The following is a 25976-nucleotide window of genomic DNA, read 5'->3' as shown; positions in this document are numbered from 1 at the left end:
GCGAGCGGAGGTTCAGGCCAGGACCGCAGGCAGGGCTGTGACGGTAACGGTGCTCGAATAGAGCGGGCCCGCCGTACACCCTGTAAGGGAGGTCAAGTCGCGGTCACCCGCGACCTGGCCTCCCTTCTGGCAACAGGGTTACCCACAGGTCCGAGCGGAGCTATGCGGGCTGCTACCCCGCGCGACCCATCGCCAGAGAACCCGACAACAGCCGAGCCACCTGACGCATGAATCCCCACCCCTGGCGATCTTCCGCCTACTCCTTGTCGTCGATGAGATTGTTGAGCTTGTCGAAGACCCAGATCGCGATCACGGCGGCCGCCGCGTGACCGGCCGCGCCGGTCTCGTAGTGGAAATGTGTGGCAACCGCCTCCGCGACGCTGCCCACCGCCGAGGCGACCGAGAGCGAGGCGGTGGTGATGAACGCGAGGCGGGTGGTGACGGGTCTGCGCCGCATGGTTTCTCCTGACTCTGGATGACGGCTCTCTGCCGCCCGGAGTCCACCGTCCAGCCCTCTTCCGCACCCGGGACAACCTCCGTCGATCAGGGACTATCGACGCCGGGAAAGGACATGATTTCATGAGGTCCGGTCATCGACGGACAGATTCGGACGGGCGGGCTGCGGTCATGACGCTGAGGAAGCCAGAGCTGCCGGCCGGGGCGCACCGCGACCTCTCGCTGGCCCTGCACGAGCTGCATCGCAAGGCCGGCTGGCCGTCCGTACGCGATCTCGAGCGAGCCATTAACGTCGACCTCGTCCGGCGCACTCGCATCTACGACGCCTTCACCTCGCCGCGGCTTCCGGCGTGGGGCGTACTCAGTGTCCTGGTACCGGAACTCGCCAGCCGGGTACCCCAAATGGACGCCGACGAGCAGGTCAACCGCTTCCATCAGCTATGGGACATGGCCGCGCAGGCCGAGGACGCCCGCACGCCGGCCTGGTCGGTCGTGCTCACCGACGCCGGCGGCCGGAAGATCCCGCTGGTAGTGCTGATCCGCTCGGTCACCGGTGCCGGTCTGGCCGAGGTGACCGAGATGCTCGTCCACTGCCCCGCGACGCTGGCCGCCGGCCTCACCCAGGAAGGCGCCGAGCGCCTCGTCTCCCGGATTGAGGCGCTCGGCGCGCTCGCCGAGGCCAGGGAGGGAGAGCGATGACCGACTTCGACAAGCAGGTGAGCCAGGCGTTGCGGGCGAGCGGCTGGACCGTTGAGCACACCGGGACCGACGGCGAGCTGCTGGCCACCGAACGCCGACTCGACGACGACCGGCGGATGGCGGTCATCTGCCGTGACGGCTCCGAGCCCGTGACGGCGGCCGGCCTCTGGTCGACGCTGGCGACCCCGCTCGACTTGCTTGAACGCCGCGAGATCGACTCGGTGTACGTGATCACGGCTGTAGACGCTGCCGACGACCTCAAGGAGTATGCGGTCGGCATCCGTCACCTCAAGGTGCTTCGGCTCGATGAGCTGCTCGCCGCAGCCCTCGACTTCGGCGAATACCTCCAGGACCTGCTCGACACGTTCGCCACCTCGCCGGACGGCCTGCCGGACTACTACATCCAGCCGCGCACCCGCGTCGATGAGGATCTCGAGACGGTGGTGCGGCGGTGGATCCGCGGAACACGGGAGCCGGACGAGCCGGACGGCCCGGAACCGGATCAGCCCATCGCGGTGCTCGGCGCGTACGGAATGGGCAAAAGCTCCTTCTCTAGCCACCTCGCCGCCGTTCTCGCAGAGGCCGCCAAGGACGATCCGCACGCCCGCATCCCCATCCTGATCCGCCTCGGCGATCTGGCCGGAGAGCAGACTCTCGAAGGCCTGCTGGGCAAGCAGTTCACCGCCACCTACCACGTGCCGGGCTACTCGTTCGCGGCCTTTCAGAGCCTCAACCAGGCTGGGCGCTTCGTCGTCATCCTCGACGGCTTCGACGAGATGAAGCAGCTGCTGTCCTGGAACGATTTCGAGTACAACCTGGGCCAGCTCTACCGGCTGCACGACGGGGACTCGCGGCTGATCGTGCTCGGCCGGCCCACCGCGTTCGAGACCGACGAGGAACAGGAGATGGCGTTGCATGCCGGCGGCGGGCGCGCCGACGCGGGCTGGCCCAACTGCTTCGAAGTCGAGCTCTCGCCGTTCAACAACGACGAGATCCGGTTGTTCCTCGGCCGCTATGTCCGGTACCGCCGCCCGGACTTGGCCGACCCGGACGCCGAGGTGGCGGCCCTGTGGGACAAGGTCGGCTCGCGGCACCTGCGGGACGTGGCCCGGCGCCCGGTCCAGCTGCGGATGCTGGCCGAGATCCTCCCCGAGTACGCCGGCGAGATCAGCGAGCTCGACCTAGCCCGCATCTACGACATCTTCATCGGGCACCTCATCGACACCATAATCCAGCGCGAGGACGACAAGAACAGCCGAGCCGCGTTCGACTCGACCGAACGGCGCGCCTTCCTCACTTCGCTTGCGTTCTGGCTGTGGAAGGAGCAGAAGGCAACCTTCGTCGCGAGCGAGACCGTCCCGCTGGAACTGGTCGAGCCGTATGCGAAGGGTCGTGATCTGCTTGCAGTCCGCCGGGACCTGTTCGCTGGGTCACCGCTCGACCGCCGCATCGGCGAGCGATTCGGGTTCCCGCACCGGTCGTTCCAGGAGTTCCTGGTGGCCGAGACGATCTGGAGTCGGCTGCGTACCGGCACCCTGACCCTGGCCGAGGCCGACCCGCTGGTCAGCCAGGAGATTTCGTCCTTCATGAGCTTGCAGCGCGGGCGGCAGGAAACGGCGGCGGCCACCCGTCTGGTGAAGGCGCTGAAGCCGGGCACGACGCTCTGCTGGCGCTTGGTAACCGCAGTGTTTATGGCCGAGGAGGTCATGCTCACCATCCGGGAGCGATTGGACGCGCACCTCTCCGTTCGTACCGGCCGGGCCAATCGCCGCAACCAGGGAAAGATCACCTCGTGGGAGCTGCTCTTGCTTACCACCTGGACGAGGAAGCATCCGCAGAGCGACGCCGGCGTCACCATCCAGGAGGTCCTCAAGCTGGCCCAGGCCGAGGACTTCACGCTCACTGCGCTCTTCTGCGTCCTGCGGCTGGGCGGCACCCCGCGAAGGGTCGAGGAGGCATTCCAGAAGCTGGTGGCGATGCTGGTCGACGGGGGCACTCCGCAGGCCGTAAGGTCGGCGCTCGTCACCGGCGGGCAGGCCCGGCCCAGCGGCGACTACGTGTACCTCAGCCGATTGAACGGCCCGTGGAGCTTCGGCCGCCGCACGGGCGAGGCTCGCGTGGAGACCGGGCGAAACGGTCGGCCGAGCCTGGTTGGCGGCAACGAGCTGCGTGTGCGCTGGCTGGCGATAGCCGGGATCCATCTCGCGCTGCGACTCGACATCGGCCGCGGCCGGACGGCGAACGCCCGGGCCATACTGCGCTCGCTCCGACCGGTGTTCGGCATGTGGCTCCCGACGGCCGGGTTCATCTCCGACTGGCTAGCACCCAGCGGTGACCTCGCCGCCGACGTGCAGTTGAACGAGGACTTCGAGATAACTCCGGCGGTCCGCGACCAGATCCTGGACGTTCTCGAGCCGGTCAGGACGGCATGCGCGGCGCTCGGTCTCGACGTCGCGTTCATGGAACGCGGTACGGATTCGCCCGAGTTGCTGGAATGAGCCGGGCAGGGCAGGGAGGGCCGGTTGTTTCAGGCGGCGCAGCGGGGCAGGCCGTCGAGATCGCCGAGATCCACGACGTGTCGGATGGAACCTACGGCAACCCAAGGGTGCACGCCATGCTCCGGCACCAAGGCCGGCACGTCGGCCGCAAGTAAGTGGAGCGGTTGATGCGTGACCAAGGTCTGCAGGGGGCATTCCTGCGCAAGAAGTGGCGCATTCCGCCACCCAGTCGAACCCGAAGGCGACACCGGTGCCGGATCTGGCCAACCGGCAGTTCACCGCTGCGGTGCCGAACCTGTTGTGGGTCGCTGACGCCACGCGAATCCCCTGCGGCGAGGACGTGTTCTGGCTCGCCGCCGTCCGAGACGTGTTCTCCAACCGCATCGTGGGCTGGCGCTGCTCCGATCGCTGCGACACCGACCTGATCGTCGGCGCCCTCGAATACAACATCTGGTCCCGCGACATCCGCGACGGCCAACTGATCCACCACTCAGACCGCAGGTCGAATCACACGTTGTTCCGCTTCGCGCGATGCCTGGCCGACAACGGCATCCTGCCCTCGATCGGATCGGTCGACGACAGCTATGACAACGCGCTCATGGAGCACTTCTGGGCCACCCTGAAGATCGAAGTGGTCTACCGCAACTTCTGACGAACCCGCGACGAAGCAGAGAACGCGGTCTTCACCATTACGGCTGGCACACCCGCCGCATCCAAAAGAACTCGGCTGGCGATCCCTAGACGGGTGCGAAACCGCTTGGCACACCCACCAGGCACGACAGAACGAGACGACTATCGTTCAGCCTGAGCCCACCGGAGCCAGGCAACAAACCCTCCGAACTGAGGAACCTCAGGAGTCGAGCTTCTCCTTCTTGGCGCTAGATGGCAAGCTCGACGCAACCGTCTTCAGCTCAGCCTCCGCCGGATTGATCACCAAGGACCGAAGTCGGATGATGCGCGGTTGCTGGACTCGCCACGCCCTTCGCTCCAACCGTTCACTGCGGTGAGAATATTGAGCCTATAGTCCGTTTACGCATAGTACTGCGGACAAGCAAACGACGCCCTGACCAGGTGTTTGACCAGGGTTGGGCTAGAAACTGTCGTACGTCCGTGCGATGGTAAGACCGTCGACGGAGGGAGGAGTACCGTGACGCCTGCCGCGCATCGCGTGCGCCATGCCGTGACGCCCCAGCCCAACTCCTGCCGTTGGTGTGGAATACCAGAGCGCGAACACGCACAACGGTGGACCCCTTCGAAGAGGTGGCACACCTGGGAGGCCCCGACTGCCACTCAGCGGCGCGCACGAATGCTCGCGCGAAGCACGTTACGAATCAAGGGCGGCTAGCTTCTCCAGCTGCAGAAATGCGTCGCGGAGTTCTGCAGGAACATCCGCCGCGCTCTTGAGGCTTCGCGTCATCTCATACATCATCGATGCTTTCGAGATGGGACCACTGTCGCTTCCCTCCTTGAATAAGTTCAGCAACGAGGTGCTGAACTTACCGGCGCGTAGCGATTCAACTGCCTCCGGCCCCCAGGGCTCCCCGTCGTTGCGGGGCCAAACCACGTTTGCTACATCGCACCACTGGTCATTCGTGAAGATAAACTCAAATTCCTTATTTGGCGTGCCCACGAATCGCACGTGGTTAACAATATCGATGCCCTCCTTCGCCAGGTTAGCATCGCTGAAAATCTTGTTATTCTTCCGGCTATCAGCATCGATGATCAGCATCACCTGCCGCCCTGATCGTGCCAAATATCCAACGAACTTCAGCGCACCCTCGTTGTTGTGGCATCCAACGATCACTATTCCTGCGGCGTGCACCGGTCGACCTGTGCTAAGACGAAAAAGTAGCGGGAACGACAGTTGCTCCGTTACGCCTTCCACCCCTACGAAGCATCGCTCATGGAGGAGAACCGTGTTGCGCAGCCCCAACGCGATGGCAATGTCGGCAAGGTACTGCCCGTTCGCGTCGTTATCGAGGTCGGACAGCAGTCGATTAATCCTCGTGCGTTCACCTTCGAGCCTAAGGTGAACGATGTCCTCGATAGCGGCACCGTCGATCAGGTTCATGGAGTGGGTCGCTATCACCATCGAGATACCCGGCACTGAGCATTGCTCGCGTATAAGCGCCATAACCCGTCGCTGCTGAAGGTAGTCAAGGTGGGTATCGGGCTCGTCGTATGCCAGAACGACGTGCTGTTGGTCGTCGGCAGCGGGGTGGCTCTCAGCATCGCGTCTGAGGAGCTCGCTTGCCCACTCCCAGACGGCAAGGCTGATCCGGCGATTGCGCCCCGCCCCCACAGTGCCGAGGCTAACGGTCTCACCGTTGGTGCGGGCCAGCAGCAGCTTGGTCGACCGAAGTCCGGAAGTGAAAGACACGTCTGGCTCGACGTCGACGCGGACTAGGTCCGGGCATCGCTGCTGAATATGTTCGACGAGTCCCTGCGCATCCTCGCGAACCCGTCGGCCGAGTTCCGCCTCCAAGTCCCGCACTCGCTGTTTAAGATCCTCGTCTTCAAGGTGGGATCTGTAGCGAGTGTTCAGCGCTGCCCTAATCGCGGCTTCGGCTGATTCGGCGTCGCCGAAAAGCAGGAACTTTGGCAGTGCTGCCCTGGCCTGCTTACTGACCGAAACCCACGCCTGCGTCCGCGGCCGAGTAGCGGCGAACTGGTCAAGTGCGGTCACCCAACTACTTTTGGACCTGGCATCAGCGCTAGCCGTAACGCCGAACCCGCCTGCGATGCGTTTTAAGTCGGCGAGTGGCCGCGCCTCAAGGTTGCGGAGGTTCTCGTCCTCCGGAGCGTCGACTAGCAATTCCAGGCGAACCCCTGACTCCTGGTCGCGGATGCGGCGAATCCGGACCGTGCCGGGAAGCGAAAAGTCTGCTTCCTCCTTCTTCGAGAGTCGAAATTCGCCCTCTACCCAGGTGGTTTCAACCCGCTCGACGGGATCGTGGTCGTCGACTTCGCGCCCTGCCGTGCCATCGCCGCCGGACGCCGTTGCGAAGGTCCGATCCTCGTCAGTGAGCGGATGGGCTCCGAGCAGAAAAGCAAGGGCGCTGATCGTCGCGGATTTCCCGCTGTCGTTAGGGCCCGTCAAGATCGTAGGACGACGCACTGGGATAGGGCCGACATCCTGCAAGCTTCGGAAACCGCACACCGAAATCGAAACGAGCTGCATGCATGTCCTTCCCGCTTCCGCCTCGCCTCCGCCAAACGCGACAGCGTCGCGCGTGCAGCTCGTGATGAGCGTCCCGCGCGAGAAGACAGGCTATACCAGGCCAGTCCCCGCACGTGGTAGGGCCGCAGGTCACTTGGCGCCCGACCCTAGCCGCGCTCGCGTTGCGCCCTAACGGACGCGTGTCAGACGTCCGCAGCCTCTCCATGACCCGGCAACCAAGGCAGTATTCGAGATTGTTTCGCATCTTGTCTCGACCCCGGGCCCTAGACCCCGCCAGTTATCGCGTTGCTCCACGGTCGGCATCCTCAGTAGAATCCGGCCCAAAACTCAAGATCAAGGATACGATGTGGATCTTCATGATCTGAACGACGCGACACGAGCAGCGATGATCGAGGAGGCTGAAGCGGACATCAAGGCGAGAGTCCTCTACATGAGTCGGCGCTTGAACGACCGTGGCACAAGCCGGTGGCCCCAGGTTTTGCTCGATGCCCTACGAAGTGGCGATCCGGCGTCGCTAGCAACCCGCATACAGGCCGAGGCCTTGCTTGTCAGCCGAGAGATCGCTTACCGAAACGGTAAACCATATGAAAGGAAGGTTCCGGCCAATGCGGCTGAAATCTTGGCCGAAGGAGAATTCGTGCGGTTCTACATGAGGGCAGTTTGCATCCAAGCTCTGGACCTAAGCGCGAAGATTCGCGTATATCGCGCCAAGCTCGTCACGAATCCCCGTCCAGAGTCGGGGGTCAAAATCGGGAGTATCGTCAACCCAGCCGAGTTACTTGAAGACCTCCGCCGAAACATCGGAGTCGACACGTTTCTCGGACTGCCATCCGGGCCTAATTCCGGCCTTTGTGTTCGCCTGACCTAATCGCAAGATGCAGCGGTTTCCTCAGCAGGTTTTAGTAGGTGCAATCGCCAGATGCAGGTGGGCGATGTCGGCGGCGATGCCGGTCAATGTATGGGCGGCACGTGGGTAGTCTGGTGGAATCTTGCAGCTCTTCATGCGGGCCAGAGCGTGTTCGGCCTGGGCGCGGATCGTGCGGTGCTGCTTGTTCAGGTCTTTCTTCTACTCGGGCGGTTCGTCGCCGTCGGAAGGTTGCGCTACGCGATGATCACCTCGGGGTTTCCCCGGTAGGCACAGTCGGCCATGACCGGCCACCCGGTGATTTTCTAAACGATGATGCCGTTGCGGTTGCAGGGCTGTGGATCCGAGGGGTCACGACCAAGCGGGTATGGGCGTCAATGCTGACCTGCAGGTTCCTCGAGCAGCGGTAGTTCTTGCTCGGTGCTGCCAGGCGGACGGACAGCCTCTAGTAGACACTGGCGCCACCCGCTACGCGTCGGCCACCTACTACGTAGACTTTCCCTAAGCGGTCTTTGGGCGGCGCCAGTCGCTCGTTTCGGCCGCGTCGGCGTCACTGAGACGGTTCCGCCTAGGACGACGTAGGCCTGCCGGCTACCTGGTGAACTGAAACTAGGCGATGGTTCCCTGCTAGCGGTATCAATCGCCACCTATCACTGCCGTCGCGACGGTGACCGCATCGACGATGGCTTGCCCCAGCGGAGTGTTCTGGGTGAGTCGGGCAGTGAGGGTGCCGAGGAAGTGGTCGCCTGCGCCGGTGGTGTCGGTGGCGTGGACGTGTGGTGCGGGGACCAGCTTGGTGCGTTCGGCGGTGCTGTAGGCGGCACCGCGAGCGCCTGCGGTTACCACGGCTGCCCGTGGTCCCAGCTTATGAAGCTCCTGAGCTGCGGTCGTCGGCTCGGCATGGTGACGGCCGAGGATCGCTGCGGCCTCGTGTTCGTTGCAGACGAAGAGGTCGAGGGCTGCGAGCACGGCTGACCCGAGCGTGGGGTGCGGTACGAGGTTGCCGATGAGTGTCTCGGCTCGGTGGTGCTGGAGGACGGCGTGGACGGCGTCGGGTGGAAGGTCGAGCTGGGTGAGCACGGTTGGTGCGTGCAGCCGCCGTAGCGCGTCGCGCACCTGGTCGGCGGTGAGTTCTGTGGCGGGAGACAGTGCGAGGACGATGTGGTTCTCGGCGTCGGGGGTGACTTCCACGATCGCCACGCCGGTCGGTGCCGACGGTATGAGCTGGAAGTACGACACGTCGACGCCCGCGTCGGTGAGGGCGCGTTGCAGGAAGGTGCCCCATTCGTCGGTGCCGGCGTTGGCGACCAGGGTGGTCCGGGCACCTGCGCCGGCAGCGGCCCTGGCCTGGTTGAGGCTCTTTCCGCCGGCTGTGGTGGTGGCGGGTGCCGAGGCGAATGTCGTGCGGCCCGGCTGGGGTCGCTGGGGGGTCCGGACGGTGATGTCGATGTTGGCGCGGCCGACGACGATCACCTGCGGTGACGATGGGGACGTCTCGTCGGGCTGGTAGTCGGTCATCCGGTGGCGGCGACCCGGTCGAGGAGTTCCCGGACCTGCTGGTGGTGGGAGAAGGGCTTGAGCTGTCGGGTCAGGGCGAGGATGTCCCGGTGGACGCGTGCTGAGCCGGTCGTGGTGGCCAGGGTCAGCGCTTCGTCGGCGGTGGTCGCGGCCTGCTCCGGTTCGGCGGCGGCCAGGTAGGCGTGTGCTGTCCGGGAGAGGTACATGCCGCGTTCCCGCCGGTAGCGGTCAGGCCACTGGTTGACGGCGGTGGTGAAGCTGGTGATGGCCCGGTGCGGTTGGTTGAGGCGGAGCCATCCCTCGCCCTCCTGGGCGGCCAGGTACGGCGGTGTGCAGAAGGACCCGAGCGCGTGCTCGTCGTCGGTGGCCGGGTCGGTCGCGACGAGCGTGTGGGCGCGCTCGATCGCGGTCTGGAAGCCGGTGGTGTCGTTGTCGAGGGTGCTGCCGTGTGCTTCCTGCACGGCGGCGAAGGCGTGGACGAGCGGCGGCACGTCGGGGTGGCGGGAGGCGGCGCGGGCCAGTCCGACGACGCGGTCGTCGTCACCGGTGCCGACCATGCGTTGCGCCCTGCGTGCCAGCACGTAGGAGCTGAATTCCCGGTCGTCGGCCTCCTGGGCCATGCCGGACGCGCGGTCGAGCCAGCGGTCCCCGGCTGCCCGGTCGCCGAGGTCGTCGCTGAGCCAGCCACCGAACTCGCTCCAGCGGGCCTCGGTGCTCAGAAGCCGGTCGCGAAGCTGCCCCCGGGCCTGTCGGCGGAGGGCGGCGATCTGCGTGATCTGCTGCTCGACGGTCGCCAGGATGGTGCGCCCGCCGAGCTTGTCGTCGGCCTGCACCAGGAGGGCGCGGAGTTCGGCGAAGTGGTCTACGACAGCGGGGTCGACGGCTGTCGGGCGGGACGCTCCAACAGGGCCTGCAGCCTTCAGGGCGGTGAGACCGGCGGCGAGTTCCAGCAGTGCCCGCCGGGTCACCCGGAATGACATCGCCTGCCCGTCGGACATGACCTCAAGGGTAGCCGTGGCGACGCCGTCACGGTGCTCCTCGTCAGGTGTGAGGGCGATGTCGGCAACAGCCGACATCGGTGCCACAGTGCAGGGCATGGTGTCCGCGATCGCGTCTACACCATCGCTCGGCGTTGCAGGGTGAGCGCGATCGCGCGGATCCGCAGTGCCGGCAGCGACCGCTGGCTGCCACGAGCTCGACAGTGGAAGGTCGTCATCGTGGGGTACCGGTGTCAGGGCAGCGGCGATCCGGGCCATCCGCGCCTGTTCACGGGCCAAGGCGCTCTGCGCTCGGTACCGTGCCTGCAGCTCAGCGACCTTCCGGTGCTGCGCGATGAGCGCGCCGTCTGCCGAGAGCGCCTGATCGGCAAGCTGCCAGAAGCTGGCGGGTGACTGGCTCCGGCCGATCTCGAGGTTGGCGACGGTGCTTCGGGAGTAGCGGATTCGCGCGGCCAGGCTGGCCTGTGTCAGCCCTGCGGCCGCCCGCCGCGCGGTCAACTGCGCGCCGAGCGCCTTCTGCGACTCGGTCACCTGCTCCGGCGTAATCAGCATCCACATCACCGACCAGTTGTGTGATCAGAATTGTCATTCGAAATGTCGGCAGTTTGTCAGAGCTGGCCGACACTCCCGCCGACCGGGTGTTCTGATCCTGCCACAGCGGATCGAGAGAAGCCACTGGCGGCACCGCGAATGGGTTGCTGTCCGATAACGAGCCCAGCGTGTTGACCCAGCGGGTGCCATCAGTTCGATCGGCGTCGTCAAGCGCTCGAAGTGGAGCTCTCGAATGTCAGAACTGGGAGGGCTGAATGCTCTGAATCGTGGCCGGTGGTGCCGGCATGTATCGCTCTCGGGTGTCGGAAGGGAAGGACCTTTAGTGGAGGCTCGATCACGGCGGCTCCCGGACACGGCGGTGGTGGATCGCACTCCGATTCACGCTGACGCGATCACCGACCCTCGCAATCCCTCGCCGACCTGCCGCAAGCAGTCGTCTGCTCACCTCGCGCGCCTTCGTCGCCAGAACGGGGTGCACAGGTAGCCGGAGCGCCCGTCACCACCGGGCCAATCGGCGACACACGGACAGAGGTCGCTCAGCCGAGTTGATGACCCGGGGCCGACCCCGACCGCACCGCAAGGAGGACCCCTCTCACGGAAGGACCGGACAGCCCAGCCCAACAGGTACGTGGCACCAGCCCGACACGCTTTCGCAGAAGGAGAAACGACACCATGACCGACACGATCACTGGTAACCCGACGATCGAGGCCTACACCGGCGAGGTGGATCTGTCCCGTGCCCACTTCGTGGGCATCGGCGGCAGCGCCATGTCCGGCCTGGCCCGCCTCCTGGCCGCGCTGGGACACGAGGTGAGCGGCAGCGACGTGCACGACTCGACCAACCTGGCAGGACTGCGCAGCATCGGCGTGCGGGTGCACGTCGGACACGACGCCGGGCACATCGCCGGGGCGAGCTGCGTCGTCTACACCACCGTGGCCCGCAACGCTCCGGAGATCGACGCCGCCCGCGCCGCAGGTATCCCGGTGGTGCACCGGGCACAGGTGCTCGACGCCCTCGCGGCGACCCGCCGGCTCATCGCGGTGTCCGGATCGCACGGCAAGTCCACCACGACGGCCATCGTGGCCCATCTCCTGCGCACCCTGGGCGAGGATCCCACGTACCTGATCGGGGCCGACCTGACAGGCCCGGGTTCCGGTGCCCACCTGGGCCGGTCACCGCTGCTGGTGGCCGAGGCCGACGAGTCCGACCGGTCGTTCCACTTCCTCACCCCGTCGATCGCCGTGATCACCAACGTCACCGACGACCACCCGGAGAACTTCGTCGACCACGCCGCGCTCCTGCGCGCCTACGTCGGCTTCGGTAGCCGGATCGCGCCCGCCGGCTTCCTCGTCGTCAACGCCGACTGCGTCGGCGCCACCGTCGCCGCCGACGTCATCCAGAGTGAGCGGCCTGACGTGACGGTGCTGCGGTACGGCCGGGACCGCTCCGCCGACGTGCGCCTGACCGACACCCGGGTCGACGGGTGGTCCGGCGTGGCCACGGTGCGGATGCCCGACGGCGGTGAAGTCACGTTGTCCCTGCCGACCCCGGCACCGCACCACCTGCACAACGCGGCAGCCGCCATGGCGTGCGCGTCCGTACTCGGCCTGGATCCCGTGGGCGCGGCCGCGGCGGCGGGCACCTTCCCGGGGGTACGTCGCCGCTTCGAGCACGTCGACACCCGTGCCGGGGTCACGGTGGTCGACTCGTACGCCGATCACCCGCACGAGATCGCCGCCGATCTCGACGCCGCTCGCGCCCTGGCCAGTGGACGGGTGATCGTGGCGTTCCAGCCGTCCGGTCACGCCCGGGTGCTGGCGTTCGGGGCGCGGATCGGCCAAGTGCTGGCCGACAAGGCCGACCATGTCCTGCTGCTCGACGTGCACGGCACCGTCCCACCGGGCCACTCGCGGGCGGACGTCTCGTCCATCGCCGCCCGGCTGCCGAAGGGTCGCTACCGCATGTCCGCCGGCCCGGATCAGGTGGGCCGGCTCGTGGGCGGGCTGGCGAGGCCGGGTGACGTGGTGCTGACGATGGGCACCGGGGACGTGACCGGCTACCAGCGGGTGATCATGGACAGCCTCGGCAGCCGGTCCGAGGTGCTGCTGTCCGCCTGACCCTCACGCCGTGACAGCGCCGGGCTCCTCGACAAGCTTGTCGGCAAGCGTCAGGAGCCCGGCGCTGTTGGCGGCCTTGACCAGTACGACGTCGCCCGGGCGCAGCCCGTCACGCAGCAACTCCCACGCCGCTGCCACGTCGGCCGCCCGGTCGACCACCGTCGCGCCGCCGTCGGCGCCGGCGGCGTAGTGGGCGGCGTCCGCCCCACCGATCGCGACCAGCCATCCCGCGCCGGCCTCGACGACCTGCCGGCCGATCTCCCGGTGTACCTGGGCGGCGTGTTCACCCAGTTCGGCCATCTCGCCCAGCACCGCGACCGCCCGCCGGTCCCCACCGGTCATCGTCGACAGGGCCCGCAGTGCCGCCCGCATGGCATCCGGTGCCGCGTTGTAGGCGTCGTTGATGATCGTCACCCCGTCCGGGCGGGTGGTGACCTGCATCCGTCCCGGTGACACCGCCTCGGCCTGCGACAGCGCCTCGGCCACTGCCTCGATCGGGTGCCCGAGGCCCAGGGCGACGGTGGCGGCGGCCAGCGCGTTGGACGCCTGGTGCAGCCCGTACAGGCGCAGCCGTACCCGCGCGGTCTTCCCCTCGTGGACGAGCCGGAACGCCGCGCGGCCCAGCTCGTCGACCGTCACGTCCTCGGCCCGTACGTCAGCCGGCCCGTCGATGCCGTAGGTGAGGACCCTCGCCCGGGTGCGGGTGGCCATGGCGGCCACGAGCGGATCGTCGCCGTTGAGCACCGCCAACCCGCCCTCGCCCGGCAGCGCCTCCACGATCTCGCCCTTGGCCAGCGCGATGTTCTCCACCGACCCGAACTCGCCCAGGTGCGCGTGTCCGACCCGCGTCACGACACTGACCGACGGCGGGGCGAGCCGGGTCAGGTAGGCCACGTGCCCGACACCCCGGGCGCCCATCTCCAGCACTAAATAGCGGGTGTCGGCGGTGGCGCGGGTGACCGTGTACGGCAGGCCGAGCTCGTTGTTGTTGGAAGCCCGGTTCGCGACCGTCTCCCCGAACGCCGACAACACCTGCGCCAGGATGTCCTTGGTCGACGTCTTCCCCACCGACCCGGTCACGCCGATCACCGTCGTGTCCGGCAGGCGGTCGACGACCATGCGGGCCAGCTGGCCGTACGCGGTCGACACGTCGTCGACGACGACAGCGGGGACACCGACCGGCCGGGACGCCAGGACCGCCACCGCGCCCGCCGCCACCGCCCGCGCGGCGTAGTCATGGCCGTCGACCCGCTCACCGGGCAGCGCGACGAACATCCCACCCGGCTCGACCCGCCGGCTGTCGAACACCACCGGCGCCGTGACCCTCACCTCGTCAGACCCGTCCCGCACCGTCCCGCCCACGGCGGCGGCGATCTCTCCCAGAGTCATCGCAAGCACACCGACGAACCTACCGCCCGACGTTATGGACCAGTCGCAGATCCGGACACAGGCCACCGACCGCAACTGGCACCCGAAACACCAGCTCCGGACGTCGGCACCACACCTCGCCATGCGCGGACCGACGACGAAGGGAGTTTGTCGGAGTTCGACTCCGACAAACTCCGACAGCACACCTCTTGACTGCCCTTGGTGTGGTCGTGCCGCAGTTCGGACTGGTGTGGCGGAATGCCGCCAGCCAACTTGGCCCACAGGCGACGATGAACGTGGCGGTACGGGCTCGATGTGGTGAGCAGCAAGGTCATGCCCGATGACGGGCGTACGCGAGGTATAGGGCCAAGGCCCCCGCGGCGTCGGCGACCTCGTCGAGAAGCTCCACTGCGGCCCGACGAATGCCGGTCCCGTCCGAGGACCGAGCGGCATTGAGGGCCTCACTGTCAGGCGGTGGCGTCGACCGGGTCGCGCACCGGCTCGTTCCCGGGATCGTCACCCGTGACCGCCGGACATGGCCGGCACAGTGCTGACCAGGGCTGTCAGTGCTGCACACACCCCCTGACAGGCCTCCGTGCCGTCCCTACCCGGTCCAGACACCCTCCCGATCGGGAGGGAACCTCTTCCTGCCCAGGAGCAACGTCGCGTAACTTCCTGTTTCCGCCACTCGGCTTGCCCATCGAGCCAAGACGCCAAGACCGCCGATGTGGGGACCCATGCGTCGAGCCGGGAATCCGGTCCACCTCCGTACCGGCTTCCCACACGGCGTTTTCATCGAGCCCGGTCGGCGGGTTCGTTCGCCTGCGTGGGTGGGGCGGCGGGGGTGGTCGGATCTCGCTCGACGCGCTTCCGAGCGGTCGGGAGACTGGCGGTCGTGAGAGCCGAGATGGTGTTCCCGGACGGCGCGTGGCAGGAGGTCAGGTTCGGCCTGTTCGAGCCGACCCTCGACTACAGCGGCAGCGCATGGGGACGGGACGTCCTCGACCCGTGGATTGCCGCCCACTCGTCGATCCTGGCAGCGTTGCGGCAGGTCGGCGAGCCGCAGATGGCCGCCGTCGCGTTGGCGCACGAGGACCTGTGGACGTTGTACGCGGTGAGCAGGGTGATGGAGTTGCTGATCCTGCCCGGCCAGCCACCCGCCACCGATCCCGGCGACCCCACGGACTGGCTTCCGCCCTCGGCGTACCGGCGGTTCGTCGCGGCGATCGGCGGCACGTTCCCGGCGGGGGAAGGGTTCCGTCCATTCCTGCACGAGATCGTCGAGGTCGAGCCGGCGGACGATCCGCAGGCGCCGCCGGTGCTGGCCGGGCAGTGGTGGCCGGGTTGCCTCGTCGGGTCGCTGCTGCTCATGCGCGGCGGCGCGAGTGTCCGCGCCGGCGCCGGCCACCTGGATCCCGCGCTCGCCGCGACCTCGACGTTGTACTGGGCATGGCGGCGGCGGTACCGGCAGGTGGCCGACCTGTCGCACGGCTGGGGCAGCAACTCGCAGTGGCGCACGGGATTCCGCCGTGACTACCGACTGGCCGACCGGCTCGTCTACAACGCCGACGCGGCGCTGGACCCGACACCTCCGCATCCCGGCGGCCCGGACCCGAGCACGGACGTGGACCTGCTGCGGTACCGGTGCAGCACCCTGGTCGACCACGGCGACGACCAGTGGGTGTGGGACAGCCACCACGTCGAACCGACGGCACCCACCGTCACACCGCCTGAGTAACTGATGCACCCCGATCGGGGATCGCCCTGGCCGGGAGGGCCCCGGCTCCGGTCAGGGGCCGGTGGGGGTGAGTCGTAGTTCGGGGAGGTGTTCGGTGGCGGCGTCGATCACGGTGCGGGCGAGGGCTGCCGGGAGGCCGGCCTGCGCGGCGAGGTCCTCGACGGTGGTGTGCTGCTGGTCGAGGAGGTCGACTGCCTTGCCGAGGAGGGAGGGTTGTTCGCGGGGGCCGAGGTCGCCGGGTTCGGGGTGGCCCCACTGGGCGAGCAGGCTCATCCCGCGCCGGTAGGTGTGGTCCCGGTAGATGCCGAGGTCGTGTCCCCGGTAGACGAGGGCTTTCAGGCTGATGCCCCAGCGGCGTTTCAGCTCGTGCAGCCGGTCGAAGTCCAGCCGGGCGGGAAGCTCGCCGGCCAGGGTGGTGCTGGGGGCGAGGAACTCGGAGGCGAAGGCGGTGGCCTCCCGTTCCAGGAGTTGGCTGCCCGGCTCGGCGTCGTGGTGCAGCAGCAGGTGGCCGAGTTCGTGGGCGGCGTCCATCCGGGAGCGCGCCTTGTCGTTCTTGGCCGGGTTGAGGAAGACGAACGGCCGCTGGCCGTACCAGTGCGAGAACGCGTCGACCCGTTCGGAGGCGTCCGGCAGGGACAACACGATCACCCCGTGCGCCTCCAGCAGCCGCACCATGTGCGGCACCGGCCCGTTGTCGAGGCCGAACTCCGCACGTGCCGCCGCGGCGACCGTACGGACGTCCTCGGCCCGCGCCGGTTCCGGCCAGTCGAGCTGCGGCAACCGCAACTGCGGCAGCCGCAACTGCCGACCCACGGCCTCGACCATGCGCCAGGCGACCTCACCGAACGCCTCCGCCTGGTCCCGCTCCGCCTGACTGGTGGCCCGCAGGCTACGGAAGTGCGCCCGCCCCGGCGACGCCGGAGCCGGGACACCGGCGGCGAAGAACTCCACCGGCATCGCCAACGCCAACGCCAACCGGGCCAGCACCGCCGCCGAGGGGCGGGCCTGCCCCAACTCGTACTGGCTGACCGCCGCCGCCGTCACCCCGACCTGCCGGGCCAACTCGTTCTTCCGCATCCGCCGCCACCGCCGGGCCAACCCGAGCGCGTGCGGCTCGAACCCCGCCACGGCGACGGTGACCGGCACCGGCGGGCGAATCCCGCCCGTCACGCCCGTCGGCCGGCGACACCGAGGGTACGACCGGCGCCGCCAGCGGGCCGCAACGTCCCGAGCGGCAGCTCCGGCACGGGCAGCTCGTCGTGCCGCTGCCCCGGCACCCCGACCGGGCCGGCGACGATCGGCAGCGGCGTCCCCACCGTGACGGCGTCACCGAACCAGAGCGTCACCTCGAACCACGGCGACCCGCCCTCACGGTTGTCACGGGGCAACCCGAGATACGCCGTCGCTTCACCCGTGCCGATGTCACCGGTGTGCGCGACCCGCAGGTGCCGCTTCGGGGGCACCACCCCGGCGAAGACCTCCGGGAACTGCTCGGCGTCGTCGAAGGCCAACTGCCCGTCGCGGCTGTTCTCCACCGCCCCACCGAGGCGGGCCTCGCTGCCCTCCCACCGGATCGACTCGATCCCACCCTGCAACGAGTACAACCGCACCACGTACCCGGCGCAGAGGATCTCCAGGGAGTTGTCCTCCACCCGCACCCGTACCCCGTCGACCCCGTCGAAGGACGCCTTGCCGAGGTTCGTCAGGTTCCGCCACACCGTGGTGCCGAAGCTCATCGCGTCGTCGCCGAGTTCCGGCTCGTGCCGGTCCGCGGCCCGCTGGTACACCTGCCGGATCAACCCGCCCAGCGGTTCCAGCACGCCCCGCCCGTCCAGCACCGCCACCGCGTCATCCAGCAACCCCATACCGCAGAATCTAGTCCATACCACAGTTGATGTTGCGGAAATCAAGCAGCCGACACGCCCGACGTCGAACACGGCGCTACCGGCGCGGCCTCACGGAATGAGGCCACGGATACGCCCAGGCAGCCCCCTCCCGAGGTGGCTTCGGGTGCGCCAGGCCTACTCCTCGTCGGGGTCCTCGATGCGGACGCTCAGTGCCCCGGCGAGGGCGTAGGACAGGGCGACGAGGTCCTGGTGGGCGAGGATCGCGCCGGTCATGCTGGTCACGCCGCCGATCCCGGTGAGGTCGCAGCGGGCGAAACGGGTGCCGTCCATGCCCGCCTGGGAGAACTGCGCGCCGGTCAGGTCGCAGTCGGTGAAGCGGGCACCGCGCAGGTCCGCGTGCTGGAAGTCGGCGCGGGTCAGGTTGCAGCCCTCGAACGCCACGTTCGCGAAGGTGGTGAACCGCCACGACGACAGGTCCAGTCGGCAGTCCGCGACCGTGACGTCCCGCAGCGCCCCGTTGACCCACTGCAGGCCCGTCATCCGCGCCGTCGACAGCCGCACCCGGAGCATCGACGACCTGTCCGTCCGCAGGTTCGCCAGGTTCGTACCCTCGAACACGCAGTCGGCGAACCGCGCCGCCTCCAGCCGGGTACCGCTGAGGTCGGTGCGGGTGAAGCGGCACCGGGTGAACTCGACCCCGTCCGCCGACCGCCCGGACAGGTCGAGATCGCCCAAGACCAGCCGCTCGAACGTCGCCTCGTCGCCGATGGTCAGGTCCCCGACGAAGGGCAGGTCCGGCGACGCCGGCAGTTTCGGTGCCGCCGGAGCCCGCCACCGGGCGGCACCACGAGCGGACGAACGGGCGACCATGCCGCGCACGCTAGCCGAGCCGGCAGCGATCCGCCGACGGCGGCACGCGGGCGGCTACGCGGTTCTGGGCCGCCGCTGCCGGATCTTCTCCGCGACGGCGTCGGCGGCATCGTGGTGCATCGCCCTGGTGACGCTCTGGTACGTGTCACGGGTCAGCGTGGTGGTGGAGTGACCGAGCTGTTCGGAGACGACCTTGATGTCCACACCGGCGGCCAGGGCGATGGTGGCCGCGCTGTGCCGCAGGTCGTGCAGACGGGTCGGCGGTAGCCCGGCCTGGCGTACGAGCCTGCGGAACCGCTGGGTGACCCCGCTGGGATGCCACGGCCGGCCGTCGGGGCGGACGAAGAACAGGCCCGTGTCGGGCCACGCCTCACCGGCGGCCAGGCGCCACTGGGCGCGGCGGGCCCGGTAGGCGGCGAGAACCCTGACCGTCTCGGCGTCGAGGGCGAGGTCACGGTTACCCGCCCTGCTCTTGGGCTTCTTGCGTACCGCGGTGTAGCCGTGGGTGGCGATCTGCTGGTTGATCGTCAACTCACGCCTGTCGAGGCGGACCTCGGCATCGAGCAGCCCACAGACCTCGCCACGCCGGGGACCCCGGTAGGCCATGAGGTGCCACATCGGGTACAGGTCGGGCGCGTGCACCCGGGCGTGGTCGAGGAACGCGACGATCTGCTCGTCGGTCCACACCATGACCGGCCCGGGAACCTGCCCGGTGGCCCTCCACCGCTCCACGCGTTCGGCCTCCCACACGATCGGCACCGGCCGGTCGCCGGGAACCTTGACCAACGCGGCCGGGTTGGAACCGACGATCACCTCCTCGGCGAGAGCGTCATTGATCGCCTTACGCAGGCAGGCGCGGATACGCTGCCGGGTCGACGCGCCGGTGGTCCGGACACCGACGACCGACGCGCGCACGTCAGGGTCACCGCTGGCCCTCGCCGCACGGATCTCCTGGTTGCGGCGTTCGATCGCCGCGAACATGGCCCTGATGTGGCCGGTACGCAGCCTGTCCAACGGGATCTCCCCGAGATGCGGAATCAGGTGCACCCGGACGAGCGACTCGTAACCACACACGGTGTTGTCATCGACGGTCAGGTGCGTGAGCCACTCGGTGAGGTACTCGCCGACGGTCACCATGTCAGCCAGCGAACCGTCACCGCGCAGCCGCTGCCGGATCCGATCCACCTCGGGCAGCGGCCGGCCCGACCGCACACAGGTCTGCAACAGGTCGGCGATCTCGGTACGACGGCCCCGGTCCCGGACCGCGAGGGCGAGCAGGGCCCGCGCGTGGTCCAACTCGGCGGCGGCGTCACGACGGGTCGACAGCCCGGACCGGCGCAACTGCCGACGCCGACCGTCACTGGTCGGCGGCAGTTCCAACTGGTAGGCCCAGTGACCGTGCTCGAAACTCCAGGACCGGTTGGGACGACGCAGCTTCGGGCACTCGTTGCCCCACGGCCTGCCGGTATCGGGATGGCGGCAGCCGCAGCGTTTGAAGATGCTCCCGTCTGGCATAGCTTGTGGTGCTCCTCGGGTTCGTGGTGCGGCATCGGTTTGTCGATCGACATCCACGCGTGACACGCCGCGACGATCAAGTCATCGACGGACACCGGCCATCGGCAGGGTCGACGCTGCGGCCGGCGGGGTCCGCCCGCCGGTCCCGGCGAACCGGAGGGCAGCGCGGAGGCGGTCAGGGCGGGTCCCCGACGCTGCCGGCGTCCCCTGCGTCCGGCCCGGGACCGGTCGGATGCGGCAGGTGCAGCATGGCCAGGATCGGCGCGGTCGGCACCCGGTAGCGGGCACCGACCCGGTACAGCGGCGTGGGAAACGCGTCACGGCGGGCCAACTTGTAGGCAGCCGACCGGGACATGCCCAGGACGGCGGCGGCCGTGGCGAGGTCCGTGCTCGGACCCAACGCGCGGATCCGCTCGGCGGTCCACGCCTGCCGCTCCTCACGGCGGGACGCCTCATCGGCGGCGGGTACAGCGGTTCGGGTTCGTCGTGGCGGTCGCATGGTCGGTCTCCCTGATGAAGGAACTCGCGGTGGCATGGTGATAGACCCGGCGACTAAGGACGCCGGGTCTGAATGGTGCGAGGCGTGTCCTGCGGTAAGGGCCGTGGTGCAGCGGTAGCGTGGTCGGCCGGCGGCAGCGGGAGGTGAACGGTGGCCAGGACGTGGCTGTCGATCCGGGTCGAACTCGTCTCCGGGCGGGGCGAGGACTACTGGCCCCGGCCGGGCCGGATCCTCGCCGCCGCCAGGTCGCACACGTTCGAGCAACTGGGCACGGCCATCGACCTGGCCTTCGCCCGCTGGGACCTCGCGCACCTACGGCTGTTCACCCTGGCCGACCAGACCCCGGTCTGCTCCTTCCGAACGTGGGAAGACACACCGGACGGCACGGTGGACAGCGACAGGACCGCACTGAGCCGACTCGCCAGGTGATCAGTTCGCCTACGTGTTCGACATGGGCGACGACTGGGCCCACCTGTGTACCGTCGCCGACCACCGCATCGACCCACTCGACGAACTCGGCCTGATGGCCGCCCAGCCCACCCCGTACCGGGGCTGGGGCGACATGCCGGACCAGTACGGCCGCCGCTGGGACGGCGACGACGGGTCCGCCGCGCTGAGACGACCCAGCAATCCCCTGGCCGAGCTGCCGCCCATCCTGCCGTGGTGGGGACCCCGACGGCGGTAGCCACAGCCGACAACCTTCGTCGCCGGCCACCACGTCCGCGCAGCGCCACGTGTCGTAGGTGACGCCGGCGGACGGCGGTGACGTGGCCGACCACTGTCTGCCCCCCTGACAGAGCGATGGGAACCCGGCACGAGACGTGGAGAAAATCGCTGCAGCGACTGGCCAGGCGGGCTGAGGTCATCCGCATCGACCGGCTGGCCGTCGGCCATGATCACCAGTCACGATGCGCTCACACCCCCAAACCGGGCTCTGTCAGCTCTGGCGAACACTTCCCGGACTCACAGCCCTCTGACAGCGGCTCACAAGGCCACGGCGACCTGACAGAACAGACAAAAGACGCTGGCCACTGCTGCTCACAGTCCACCCGCTGGGCTCGCGGTATTTCGGCCTGCCCGGCCGGCCGGGCAGGCCGAAATACCTCCTGTAGGGAGCCATGCCTCACCGCCTCCGGCCGCACAGAGAGCAGGACCGGCGGGATCGCCGGTTGGCCCGGCACTGTCAGCCCTCCGACTCGTCGACGTAGCCCTTGACAGTCGTCGTGGCGCTGTCACTGTCTTCCGGGGTCGACTTCTGTCAGAGGTCCGCCGTCATGGCGGAGCCCACGCTGACAGATGTCACCGCGCCGCGACGGCGGCTCTGACAGAGGCCGTCGGTCCGACAACTGCTCTCGGTGCTCTGACAAGCACGCTCACAGCCTGACGGGCCTCCGACAGTGGGCGCTGTCAGAGCCGCCCTGTCAGCGATCAGTCGGATGATCGTCGTTTACCGCTGAAGCGTCCGGTCCTGGCGCTGCGCCGTGCGCAGCATCGCCTTCGGTCCGTACCTGGTCGCCGGGGCGCTGACAGCCGCCTTGGTCACCCGCTGACCAGTGCCGAAAACACCATGTGTGCTATGTATGCCCCGGCGCCTAGGTGTCAGGCCGCTGCACGCAAGCGCATGCCACCTGGGCTAATCGTAGTCGCCGCGCACCACCTCGCAGGGCCGGTCGATCGCGTGGACGACTTGAATCCGTGCGAGATGGCCTGTTGGATGTGAGCGGCCAGCGCTGGAACTGGTCATGCGGGGGCTACATGATGGCTGAGGCGGCTGTAGGGTACCGGTGATGGTAGTGAACAAACGTTCTAATGGTTCAGGGCATCCTGAGAACGACGCCGAGCCTCTGACCAGTATAGAGCTGTTCACCGGCGCCGGAGGGCTCGCCGAGGGTCTGCATCGCGCTGGCTACCGCCACCGCCTAGCCGTCGAGCTTTACCAACGGGCCTGTGAGTCCCTGAGGAACAACCGCGCCAAGGACTGCCCCGACTTGGCTGCGGCAGCGCACGCGATACCAACAACAGGCGCCGAATGGCCTCTGATTGAGGGCAAGGTTCAAGATGTCAACTTCACCCTCTTTGAGGGGAAAGTGGATGTTCTTGCCGGGGGTGTCCCTTGTCAACCTTGGAGTATCGCGGGTAAAAAGCAGGACATCGAGGAGAAGATTGGCGGGGAACGCAATCTCTGGCCTGAGATGTTCCGCGTCACTCACCAAGTGCGGCCCAAGGTTGTCATCGCCGAGAACGTGGTGGGTCTGACACGCCCATCATTCAAGGACTACTACGACTACATCCTCGACGGCTTGCGCCTGCCCCATGAGGCCCGTAAGCCCGACGAGGATTGGCGGCGGCACCACCAGCGTCTGAAGAAGCGACTAGACGACGGAGACGTGCCGGACGGCGACCGCTACGTAGTCCGGACCGCGATCCTGAACGCCGCCGACTTCGGTGTTCCGCAGATCAGGAGGCGGCTGTTCATTGTCGCCTATCGGGCCAACCTTGGCATCGACGGCTGGAAGCCCCCCACTCCGTCGCACAGCAAAGCCAGCCTGGTGAACGACTTGATCGAGGGTGGGTATTGGGACAGGCATGGGATCACGCCTAGAGACGAGTTCACCGCGACGTTGACGCCAACGCTGCCCGACGATAGGCAACCGTGGCGGACCGTACGGGATGCGCTCCGCTTCCCGAACGAGCTTGTGGAGCCCGAACTCAACCGCAAACCCTCGCCCGGTCCGGAGCATCATGTCGGCTGGCCTGGTGCCCGACCATATCGCGGCCATCAGCCCAGCGACCTCGACTGGCCATCGAAGACGATCAAAGCGGGAGTTCATGGAGTAGCGGGTGGCGAACTAACGGTGAATGACAGCCTGGGGCGCTATCGCTACCTGACCGTCCGTGAGGTCGCTCGCTTGATGACCTTCCCCGACGACTGGACGTTCGACGGGACGCGTGGCCCGCAGATGCGACAGTTGGGCAACGCCGTGCCGGTGGACCTGGCGAAGGCCATCGGCGACTCGGTACGTGTTCAGCTGAGACCTGGTCAGGCGCCGGACGACTCCGCACAGGTCTCGGGCGACGGTGAGCTCTGACGCCGCAGCCGCGTCAAGACCTGCGGCCTCATCGGAGTCGATCGTCAGAGTCATGCGTGGCAATCGCGGCCGCGACACCCTCCCGGAGATGCGTATCCGCCGCGCGGTCTGGTCACTAGGACTGCGTTACCGCGTCGGTGCCCGGCCAGTTCCCTCCCTACGCCGCACGGCGGACCTCGTTTTCACCAAGGCGCGGGTCGCCGTGTTCGTCGACGGCTGTTACTGGCATGGCTGCCCCGAGCACTACCGGCCGGCACGTCAGAACGAGGCGTTCTGGTCAGCGAAGATCACCGGTAATCGGCGGCGTGATGACGAGACTGACACTCAGTTGCGGGCGGCGGGGTGGACGGTCGTTCGCATCTGGGAGCATGAGGACGCGGCGGCCGGCGCCCAGCGCGTCCGGGCCGCGGTACTCGAGGCCCGGACGCAGCAGCCTGGTCCTAGCGGGTGAGCCCGAGGTAACCAGCCGGGCCGAAGAGGGCGTCTCGGCGCAGGTACCGGTTGAAGTGGCCACATACCGGCTCCCCCAGATGCGAGCAGGCATGGCAGGCACCGCCGTTGCGCTCACAGGCAGGATCGAGGGGGCAGCGGTGCTCGGCGTCCACGACGGCATCGAGGAAGTCCCTCAGGTCATTCTCGAAGACCGCCTGCAGGCCGCCGAGCACGAAGTCACCGCGTGCCGCCGCGAAGACGAAGAAGGTGCCGTGGGTGGGGAGCAGATACTCGCCCAGGCTCTCGCGATCGACGCCAGCGAAGACGGAGAGCTGACGGATGACTCGGTGCGCGTAGGTGTGTACGAGGGTGAGCAGGTCCGCACCGACGGTCGTTTCGCCCGGTTGTTCGTTGAATCGGTCCGGCAAGTCGATCGCGCTGGCGATGGCGGCCCGGGTGCCCCGCAGGTCAGTCGCCTCCGGAAGGCGATGGTGGCGGTCGTTGAGCCAGCGGCGGATCAGTTCGGGGTCGAGGCGGAACATGAGCGCCTCGGACTGCTGAGGGTCGGCGTAGACGCGGCGACCTCGTTTGCCGCTAAAGAGATTGAGGCTCACTTCGCCAGGTGTGGTGCCGCCCCGGGTGAATCCGTAAACGGCGCGCATGACGGGAAATCGGTCAGCCAACTCGACGGTCTCAAGACCGGCACGGCGGATGGCGGCGGGGTAGCCGTTGGAGTATCGGTCTCGCATGGCTGGGGGAACGCCGTCGGTAAGCAGGTCCGTGACCCGGACGCGGCCGTCGAAGGTCGCCAGCGCGAGATCGGTCGCCTCGCGTTCGGCCCGCAGGAGTCGATCACTTGGCGCGGTTCCCAGCGGGCCGAGGTCGTCCTCGCTGGTGAGTTCGCCATGGTTGGCAGCGAGGCTGGCCATCTGCTCGGCGACAGCTCGGGAGACGCCGCTGGCGACGAGCTGATCGACCAGCGAACCGGTGGTGTGCCGACGTTCGCTAGGCCGGTCTTCGATCATGCCGTTTAGCAGCCAGGTGAGCGCGCGTCGCGGGCCGCCCGCCTCTGTGATCTCGATGAGTCGCCGTTTGTTGCCGGGATTAATGACGACGAAGCTCTGCGGCGAGTAGACGCTGGCGGAACGATGCACGGTGAAGGCGAGCGCGTGGGAGCCGCGTTTGCCCCATTGACGGCCGCAGGGGCAGCGCCGGAAGGGAAAGCCGCGATGCAGGTGCTTGTCACAGACGGGGCACCTAAAAAGGATCTTGCTGGCGTCGATTGTGGGCTGGTAATCCATGCTGACCTGGTTATGGCGGTCACAACGTGGTACACGGGGTTCCTCAAGCCGGCCACATTCGTGGTAGCCGACGAAGTGGCTCTGCTGCCATAGGTTGTGAGCGCCGCACGCACAGTCGCGGGCGCGGGTGCTTTCTACGCGTCGGCACCGGCGGCAGATGTATATCTCGGGGAAGCGTTCAACCTTGACCCCACGGCTCTCGTTGACCTTGACGACCTCAACGTCGAGTGCCCGGGAAGCGCGGACCGCGCCCTGGTCTTTGGTCCAGCCGAGGATCTCAGCCTCTAGACGTTGCCTGATGGCTGCCTCGTCCACGTCGACCGGGATCGGGTCGCGCCATTCGACGGTCTTCCAAATGCCGCCTTGCAGATCGGCCGTCTGCTCGGGAAGTAGGCCGTAGAGCACCTGGGTGCCGCTGCGCATGTCCTTCAC

General features: G+C 67.8%; 23 protein-coding genes. 12 read left to right on the top strand and 11 right to left on the bottom strand.

What is annotated here, in order from left to right; translation table 11 throughout:
* Positions 1-256: 256 nt before the first annotated feature.
* Positions 257-457, bottom strand: a complete 201-nt coding sequence (locus tag GA0070216_RS13925) for a hypothetical protein (protein WP_091245133.1) — start codon at positions 455-457, stop codon at positions 257-259.
* Positions 458-627: 170 nt separating this feature from the next.
* On the opposite strand from GA0070216_RS13925, the gene GA0070216_RS13920 reads away from it, so the two are divergent.
* The 4 genes from GA0070216_RS13920 (at position 628) to GA0070216_RS13910 (ending at position 4305) form a co-directional block, all read left to right on the top strand.
* Positions 628-1155: a ribosomal protein L7/L12 gene (locus tag GA0070216_RS13920; protein WP_176738957.1), complete on the top strand. Its 528-nt coding sequence runs from the start codon at positions 628-630 to the stop codon at positions 1153-1155.
* The gene (locus GA0070216_RS13915) at positions 1152-3653 is read left to right on the top strand and encodes an NACHT domain-containing protein (RefSeq protein ID WP_091245127.1); all 2502 of its coding nucleotides are present in this window, start codon (positions 1152-1154) and stop codon (positions 3651-3653) included. The genes GA0070216_RS13920 and GA0070216_RS13915 overlap by 4 nt, the downstream gene beginning before the upstream one ends.
* A complete protein-coding gene (locus GA0070216_RS36595; RefSeq protein ID WP_141723085.1) occupies positions 3584-3808 on the top strand; it encodes an IS3 family transposase in 225 nt (74 codons plus the stop codon). Before GA0070216_RS13915 ends, GA0070216_RS36595 begins: the two co-directional genes overlap by 70 nt.
* Positions 3809-3903: 95 nt before the next feature.
* Positions 3904-4305 (top strand): DDE-type integrase/transposase/recombinase, encoded by a 402-nt coding sequence (locus tag GA0070216_RS13910; protein WP_176738955.1) that lies wholly within the window; start codon positions 3904-3906, stop codon positions 4303-4305.
* 672 nt (positions 4306-4977) lie between these two features.
* On the opposite strand, the gene GA0070216_RS33770 is transcribed toward GA0070216_RS13910, so the two are convergent.
* Entirely contained in the window at positions 4978-6834 is a 1857-nt protein-coding gene (locus GA0070216_RS33770) for an ATP-dependent nuclease (RefSeq protein WP_141723083.1), read from the bottom strand.
* A 346-nt stretch (positions 6835-7180) separates the two neighbouring features.
* Here GA0070216_RS33770 and GA0070216_RS33765 point away from each other — a divergent pair, with 346 nt between their 5' ends.
* Together GA0070216_RS33765 and GA0070216_RS33760 are read left to right on the top strand one after the other, a co-directional pair.
* Positions 7181-7702 carry a hypothetical protein gene (locus GA0070216_RS33765; protein ID WP_141723082.1) on the top strand — a complete coding sequence of 174 codons (522 nt, stop codon included), beginning with the start codon at positions 7181-7183 and terminating at the stop codon, positions 7700-7702.
* 51 nt (positions 7703-7753) lie between these two features.
* Positions 7754-7969 (top strand): hypothetical protein, encoded by a 216-nt coding sequence (locus GA0070216_RS33760; protein ID WP_141723081.1) that lies wholly within the window; start codon positions 7754-7756, stop codon positions 7967-7969.
* Positions 7970-8335: 366 nt separating this feature from the next.
* Here the strand turns inward: GA0070216_RS33760 and GA0070216_RS13900 are convergent, their stop codons facing one another.
* Together GA0070216_RS13900 and GA0070216_RS13895 are read right to left on the bottom strand one after the other, a co-directional pair.
* The gene (locus GA0070216_RS13900; protein WP_091245116.1) at positions 8336-9217 is read right to left on the bottom strand and encodes a PfkB family carbohydrate kinase; all 882 of its coding nucleotides are present in this window, start codon (positions 9215-9217) and stop codon (positions 8336-8338) included.
* Complete coding sequence (locus GA0070216_RS13895; protein WP_091245113.1) at positions 9214-10773, bottom strand: helix-turn-helix domain-containing protein; 1560 nt, start codon at positions 10771-10773, stop codon at positions 9214-9216. Before GA0070216_RS13895 ends, GA0070216_RS13900 begins: the two co-directional genes overlap by 4 nt.
* 666 nt (positions 10774-11439) lie before the next feature.
* Between GA0070216_RS13895 and murC the strand changes: the two genes are divergently transcribed.
* Positions 11440-12885 carry a UDP-N-acetylmuramate--L-alanine ligase gene (gene murC, locus GA0070216_RS13890; RefSeq protein ID WP_091245111.1) on the top strand — a complete coding sequence of 482 codons (1446 nt, stop codon included), beginning with the start codon at positions 11440-11442 and terminating at the stop codon, positions 12883-12885.
* 3 nt (positions 12886-12888) lie between these two features.
* On the opposite strand, the gene GA0070216_RS13885 is transcribed toward murC, so the two are convergent.
* Positions 12889-14274 carry a UDP-N-acetylmuramoyl-tripeptide--D-alanyl-D-alanine ligase gene (locus GA0070216_RS13885; RefSeq protein ID WP_091245108.1) on the bottom strand — a complete coding sequence of 462 codons (1386 nt, stop codon included), beginning with the start codon at positions 14272-14274 and terminating at the stop codon, positions 12889-12891.
* An 874-nt stretch (positions 14275-15148) separates the two neighbouring features.
* Between GA0070216_RS13885 and GA0070216_RS13880 the strand changes: the two genes are divergently transcribed.
* Positions 15149-15991 carry a hypothetical protein gene (locus GA0070216_RS13880; RefSeq protein WP_141723079.1) on the top strand — a complete coding sequence of 281 codons (843 nt, stop codon included), beginning with the start codon at positions 15149-15151 and terminating at the stop codon, positions 15989-15991.
* Positions 15992-16042: 51 nt separating this feature from the next.
* Here the strand turns inward: GA0070216_RS13880 and GA0070216_RS13875 are convergent, their stop codons facing one another.
* The 5 genes from GA0070216_RS13875 to GA0070216_RS13855 all read right to left on the bottom strand — a co-directional run bounded on the left by GA0070216_RS13875 (position 16043) and on the right by GA0070216_RS13855 (position 20722).
* Positions 16043-17137 (bottom strand): XRE family transcriptional regulator, encoded by a 1095-nt coding sequence (locus GA0070216_RS13875; RefSeq protein ID WP_218108198.1) that lies wholly within the window; start codon positions 17135-17137, stop codon positions 16043-16045.
* A 20-nt stretch (positions 17138-17157) separates the two neighbouring features.
* Positions 17158-17856: a hypothetical protein gene (locus GA0070216_RS13870; RefSeq protein ID WP_091245100.1), complete on the bottom strand. Its 699-nt coding sequence runs from the start codon at positions 17854-17856 to the stop codon at positions 17158-17160.
* 156 nt (positions 17857-18012) lie between these two features.
* On the bottom strand, positions 18013-18708 hold the full coding sequence (locus GA0070216_RS13865) for a pentapeptide repeat-containing protein (protein WP_091245097.1): 696 nt from the start codon (positions 18706-18708) through the stop codon (positions 18013-18015).
* A gap of 54 nt (positions 18709-18762) precedes the next feature.
* Positions 18763-20223, bottom strand: coding sequence for a tyrosine-type recombinase/integrase (locus GA0070216_RS13860; RefSeq protein ID WP_091245094.1), 1461 nt, complete (start codon positions 20221-20223; stop codon positions 18763-18765).
* Positions 20224-20398: 175 nt separating this feature from the next.
* Entirely contained in the window at positions 20399-20722 is a 324-nt protein-coding gene (locus GA0070216_RS13855) for a MerR family transcriptional regulator (protein WP_245722485.1), read from the bottom strand.
* A 150-nt stretch (positions 20723-20872) separates the two neighbouring features.
* Here GA0070216_RS13855 and GA0070216_RS35460 point away from each other — a divergent pair, with 150 nt between their 5' ends.
* From GA0070216_RS35460 to GA0070216_RS13840, 4 genes are all read left to right on the top strand, one after another.
* Complete coding sequence (locus tag GA0070216_RS35460; RefSeq protein WP_245722484.1) at positions 20873-21151, top strand: hypothetical protein; 279 nt, start codon at positions 20873-20875, stop codon at positions 21149-21151.
* A 22-nt stretch (positions 21152-21173) separates the two neighbouring features.
* A complete protein-coding gene (locus tag GA0070216_RS35455; RefSeq protein WP_245722483.1) occupies positions 21174-21407 on the top strand; it encodes a hypothetical protein in 234 nt (77 codons plus the stop codon).
* A gap of 1102 nt (positions 21408-22509) precedes the next feature.
* Positions 22510-23811 carry a DNA cytosine methyltransferase gene (locus GA0070216_RS13845; RefSeq protein WP_091245327.1) on the top strand — a complete coding sequence of 434 codons (1302 nt, stop codon included), beginning with the start codon at positions 22510-22512 and terminating at the stop codon, positions 23809-23811.
* Positions 23801-24262: a very short patch repair endonuclease gene (locus GA0070216_RS13840; RefSeq protein ID WP_281190419.1), complete on the top strand. Its 462-nt coding sequence runs from the start codon at positions 23801-23803 to the stop codon at positions 24260-24262. The genes GA0070216_RS13845 and GA0070216_RS13840 overlap by 11 nt, the downstream gene beginning before the upstream one ends.
* Here the strand turns inward: GA0070216_RS13840 and GA0070216_RS13835 are convergent.
* Complete coding sequence (locus GA0070216_RS13835; protein ID WP_091245088.1) at positions 24252-25976, bottom strand: DUF1998 domain-containing protein; 1725 nt, start codon at positions 25974-25976, stop codon at positions 24252-24254. The two genes, GA0070216_RS13840 and GA0070216_RS13835, sit on opposite strands and share 11 nt — an antisense overlap.

The sequence above is a fragment of the Micromonospora matsumotoense genome (assembly GCF_900091525.1).
Taxonomy (GTDB): Bacteria; Actinomycetota; Actinomycetes; order Mycobacteriales; family Micromonosporaceae; genus Micromonospora; species Micromonospora matsumotoensis.
Note: the sequence above shows the minus strand (reverse complement) of the source record. Positions and strands in the feature narration are given on the sequence as shown.

What these genes read in the sequence shown, in the direction of transcription:
- GA0070216_RS13925 (WP_091245133.1), bottom strand. Translation starts at nt 457, where the DNA reads ATGCGGCGCAGACCCGTCACCACCCGCCTCGCGTTCATCACCACCGCC.
- GA0070216_RS13920 (WP_176738957.1), top strand. Translation starts at nt 628, where the DNA reads ATGACGCTGAGGAAGCCAGAGCTGCCGGCCGGGGCGCACCGCGACCTC.
- GA0070216_RS13915 (WP_091245127.1), top strand. Translation starts at nt 1,152, where the DNA reads ATGACCGACTTCGACAAGCAGGTGAGCCAGGCGTTGCGGGCGAGCGGC.
- GA0070216_RS36595 (WP_141723085.1), top strand. Translation starts at nt 3,584, where the DNA reads ATGCGCGGCGCTCGGTCTCGACGTCGCGTTCATGGAACGCGGTACGGA.
- GA0070216_RS33770 (WP_141723083.1), bottom strand. Translation starts at nt 6,834, where the DNA reads ATGCAGCTCGTTTCGATTTCGGTGTGCGGTTTCCGAAGCTTGCAGGAT.
- GA0070216_RS33760 (WP_141723081.1), top strand. Translation starts at nt 7,754, where the DNA reads ATGCAGGTGGGCGATGTCGGCGGCGATGCCGGTCAATGTATGGGCGGC.
- GA0070216_RS13900 (WP_091245116.1), bottom strand. Translation starts at nt 9,217, where the DNA reads ATGACCGACTACCAGCCCGACGAGACGTCCCCATCGTCACCGCAGGTG.
- GA0070216_RS13895 (WP_091245113.1), bottom strand. Translation starts at nt 10,773, where the DNA reads ATGTGGATGCTGATTACGCCGGAGCAGGTGACCGAGTCGCAGAAGGCG.
- murC (WP_091245111.1), top strand. Translation starts at nt 11,440, where the DNA reads ATGACCGACACGATCACTGGTAACCCGACGATCGAGGCCTACACCGGC.
- GA0070216_RS13885 (WP_091245108.1), bottom strand. Translation starts at nt 14,274, where the DNA reads ATGACTCTGGGAGAGATCGCCGCCGCCGTGGGCGGGACGGTGCGGGAC.
- GA0070216_RS13870 (WP_091245100.1), bottom strand. Translation starts at nt 17,856, where the DNA reads ATGGGGTTGCTGGATGACGCGGTGGCGGTGCTGGACGGGCGGGGCGTG.
- GA0070216_RS13865 (WP_091245097.1), bottom strand. Translation starts at nt 18,708, where the DNA reads ATGGTCGCCCGTTCGTCCGCTCGTGGTGCCGCCCGGTGGCGGGCTCCG.
- GA0070216_RS13860 (WP_091245094.1), bottom strand. Translation starts at nt 20,223, where the DNA reads ATGCCAGACGGGAGCATCTTCAAACGCTGCGGCTGCCGCCATCCCGAT.
- GA0070216_RS13855 (WP_245722485.1), bottom strand. Translation starts at nt 20,722, where the DNA reads ATGCGACCGCCACGACGAACCCGAACCGCTGTACCCGCCGCCGATGAG.
- GA0070216_RS35455 (WP_245722483.1), top strand. Translation starts at nt 21,174, where the DNA reads ATGGGCGACGACTGGGCCCACCTGTGTACCGTCGCCGACCACCGCATC.
- GA0070216_RS13845 (WP_091245327.1), top strand. Translation starts at nt 22,510, where the DNA reads ATGGTAGTGAACAAACGTTCTAATGGTTCAGGGCATCCTGAGAACGAC.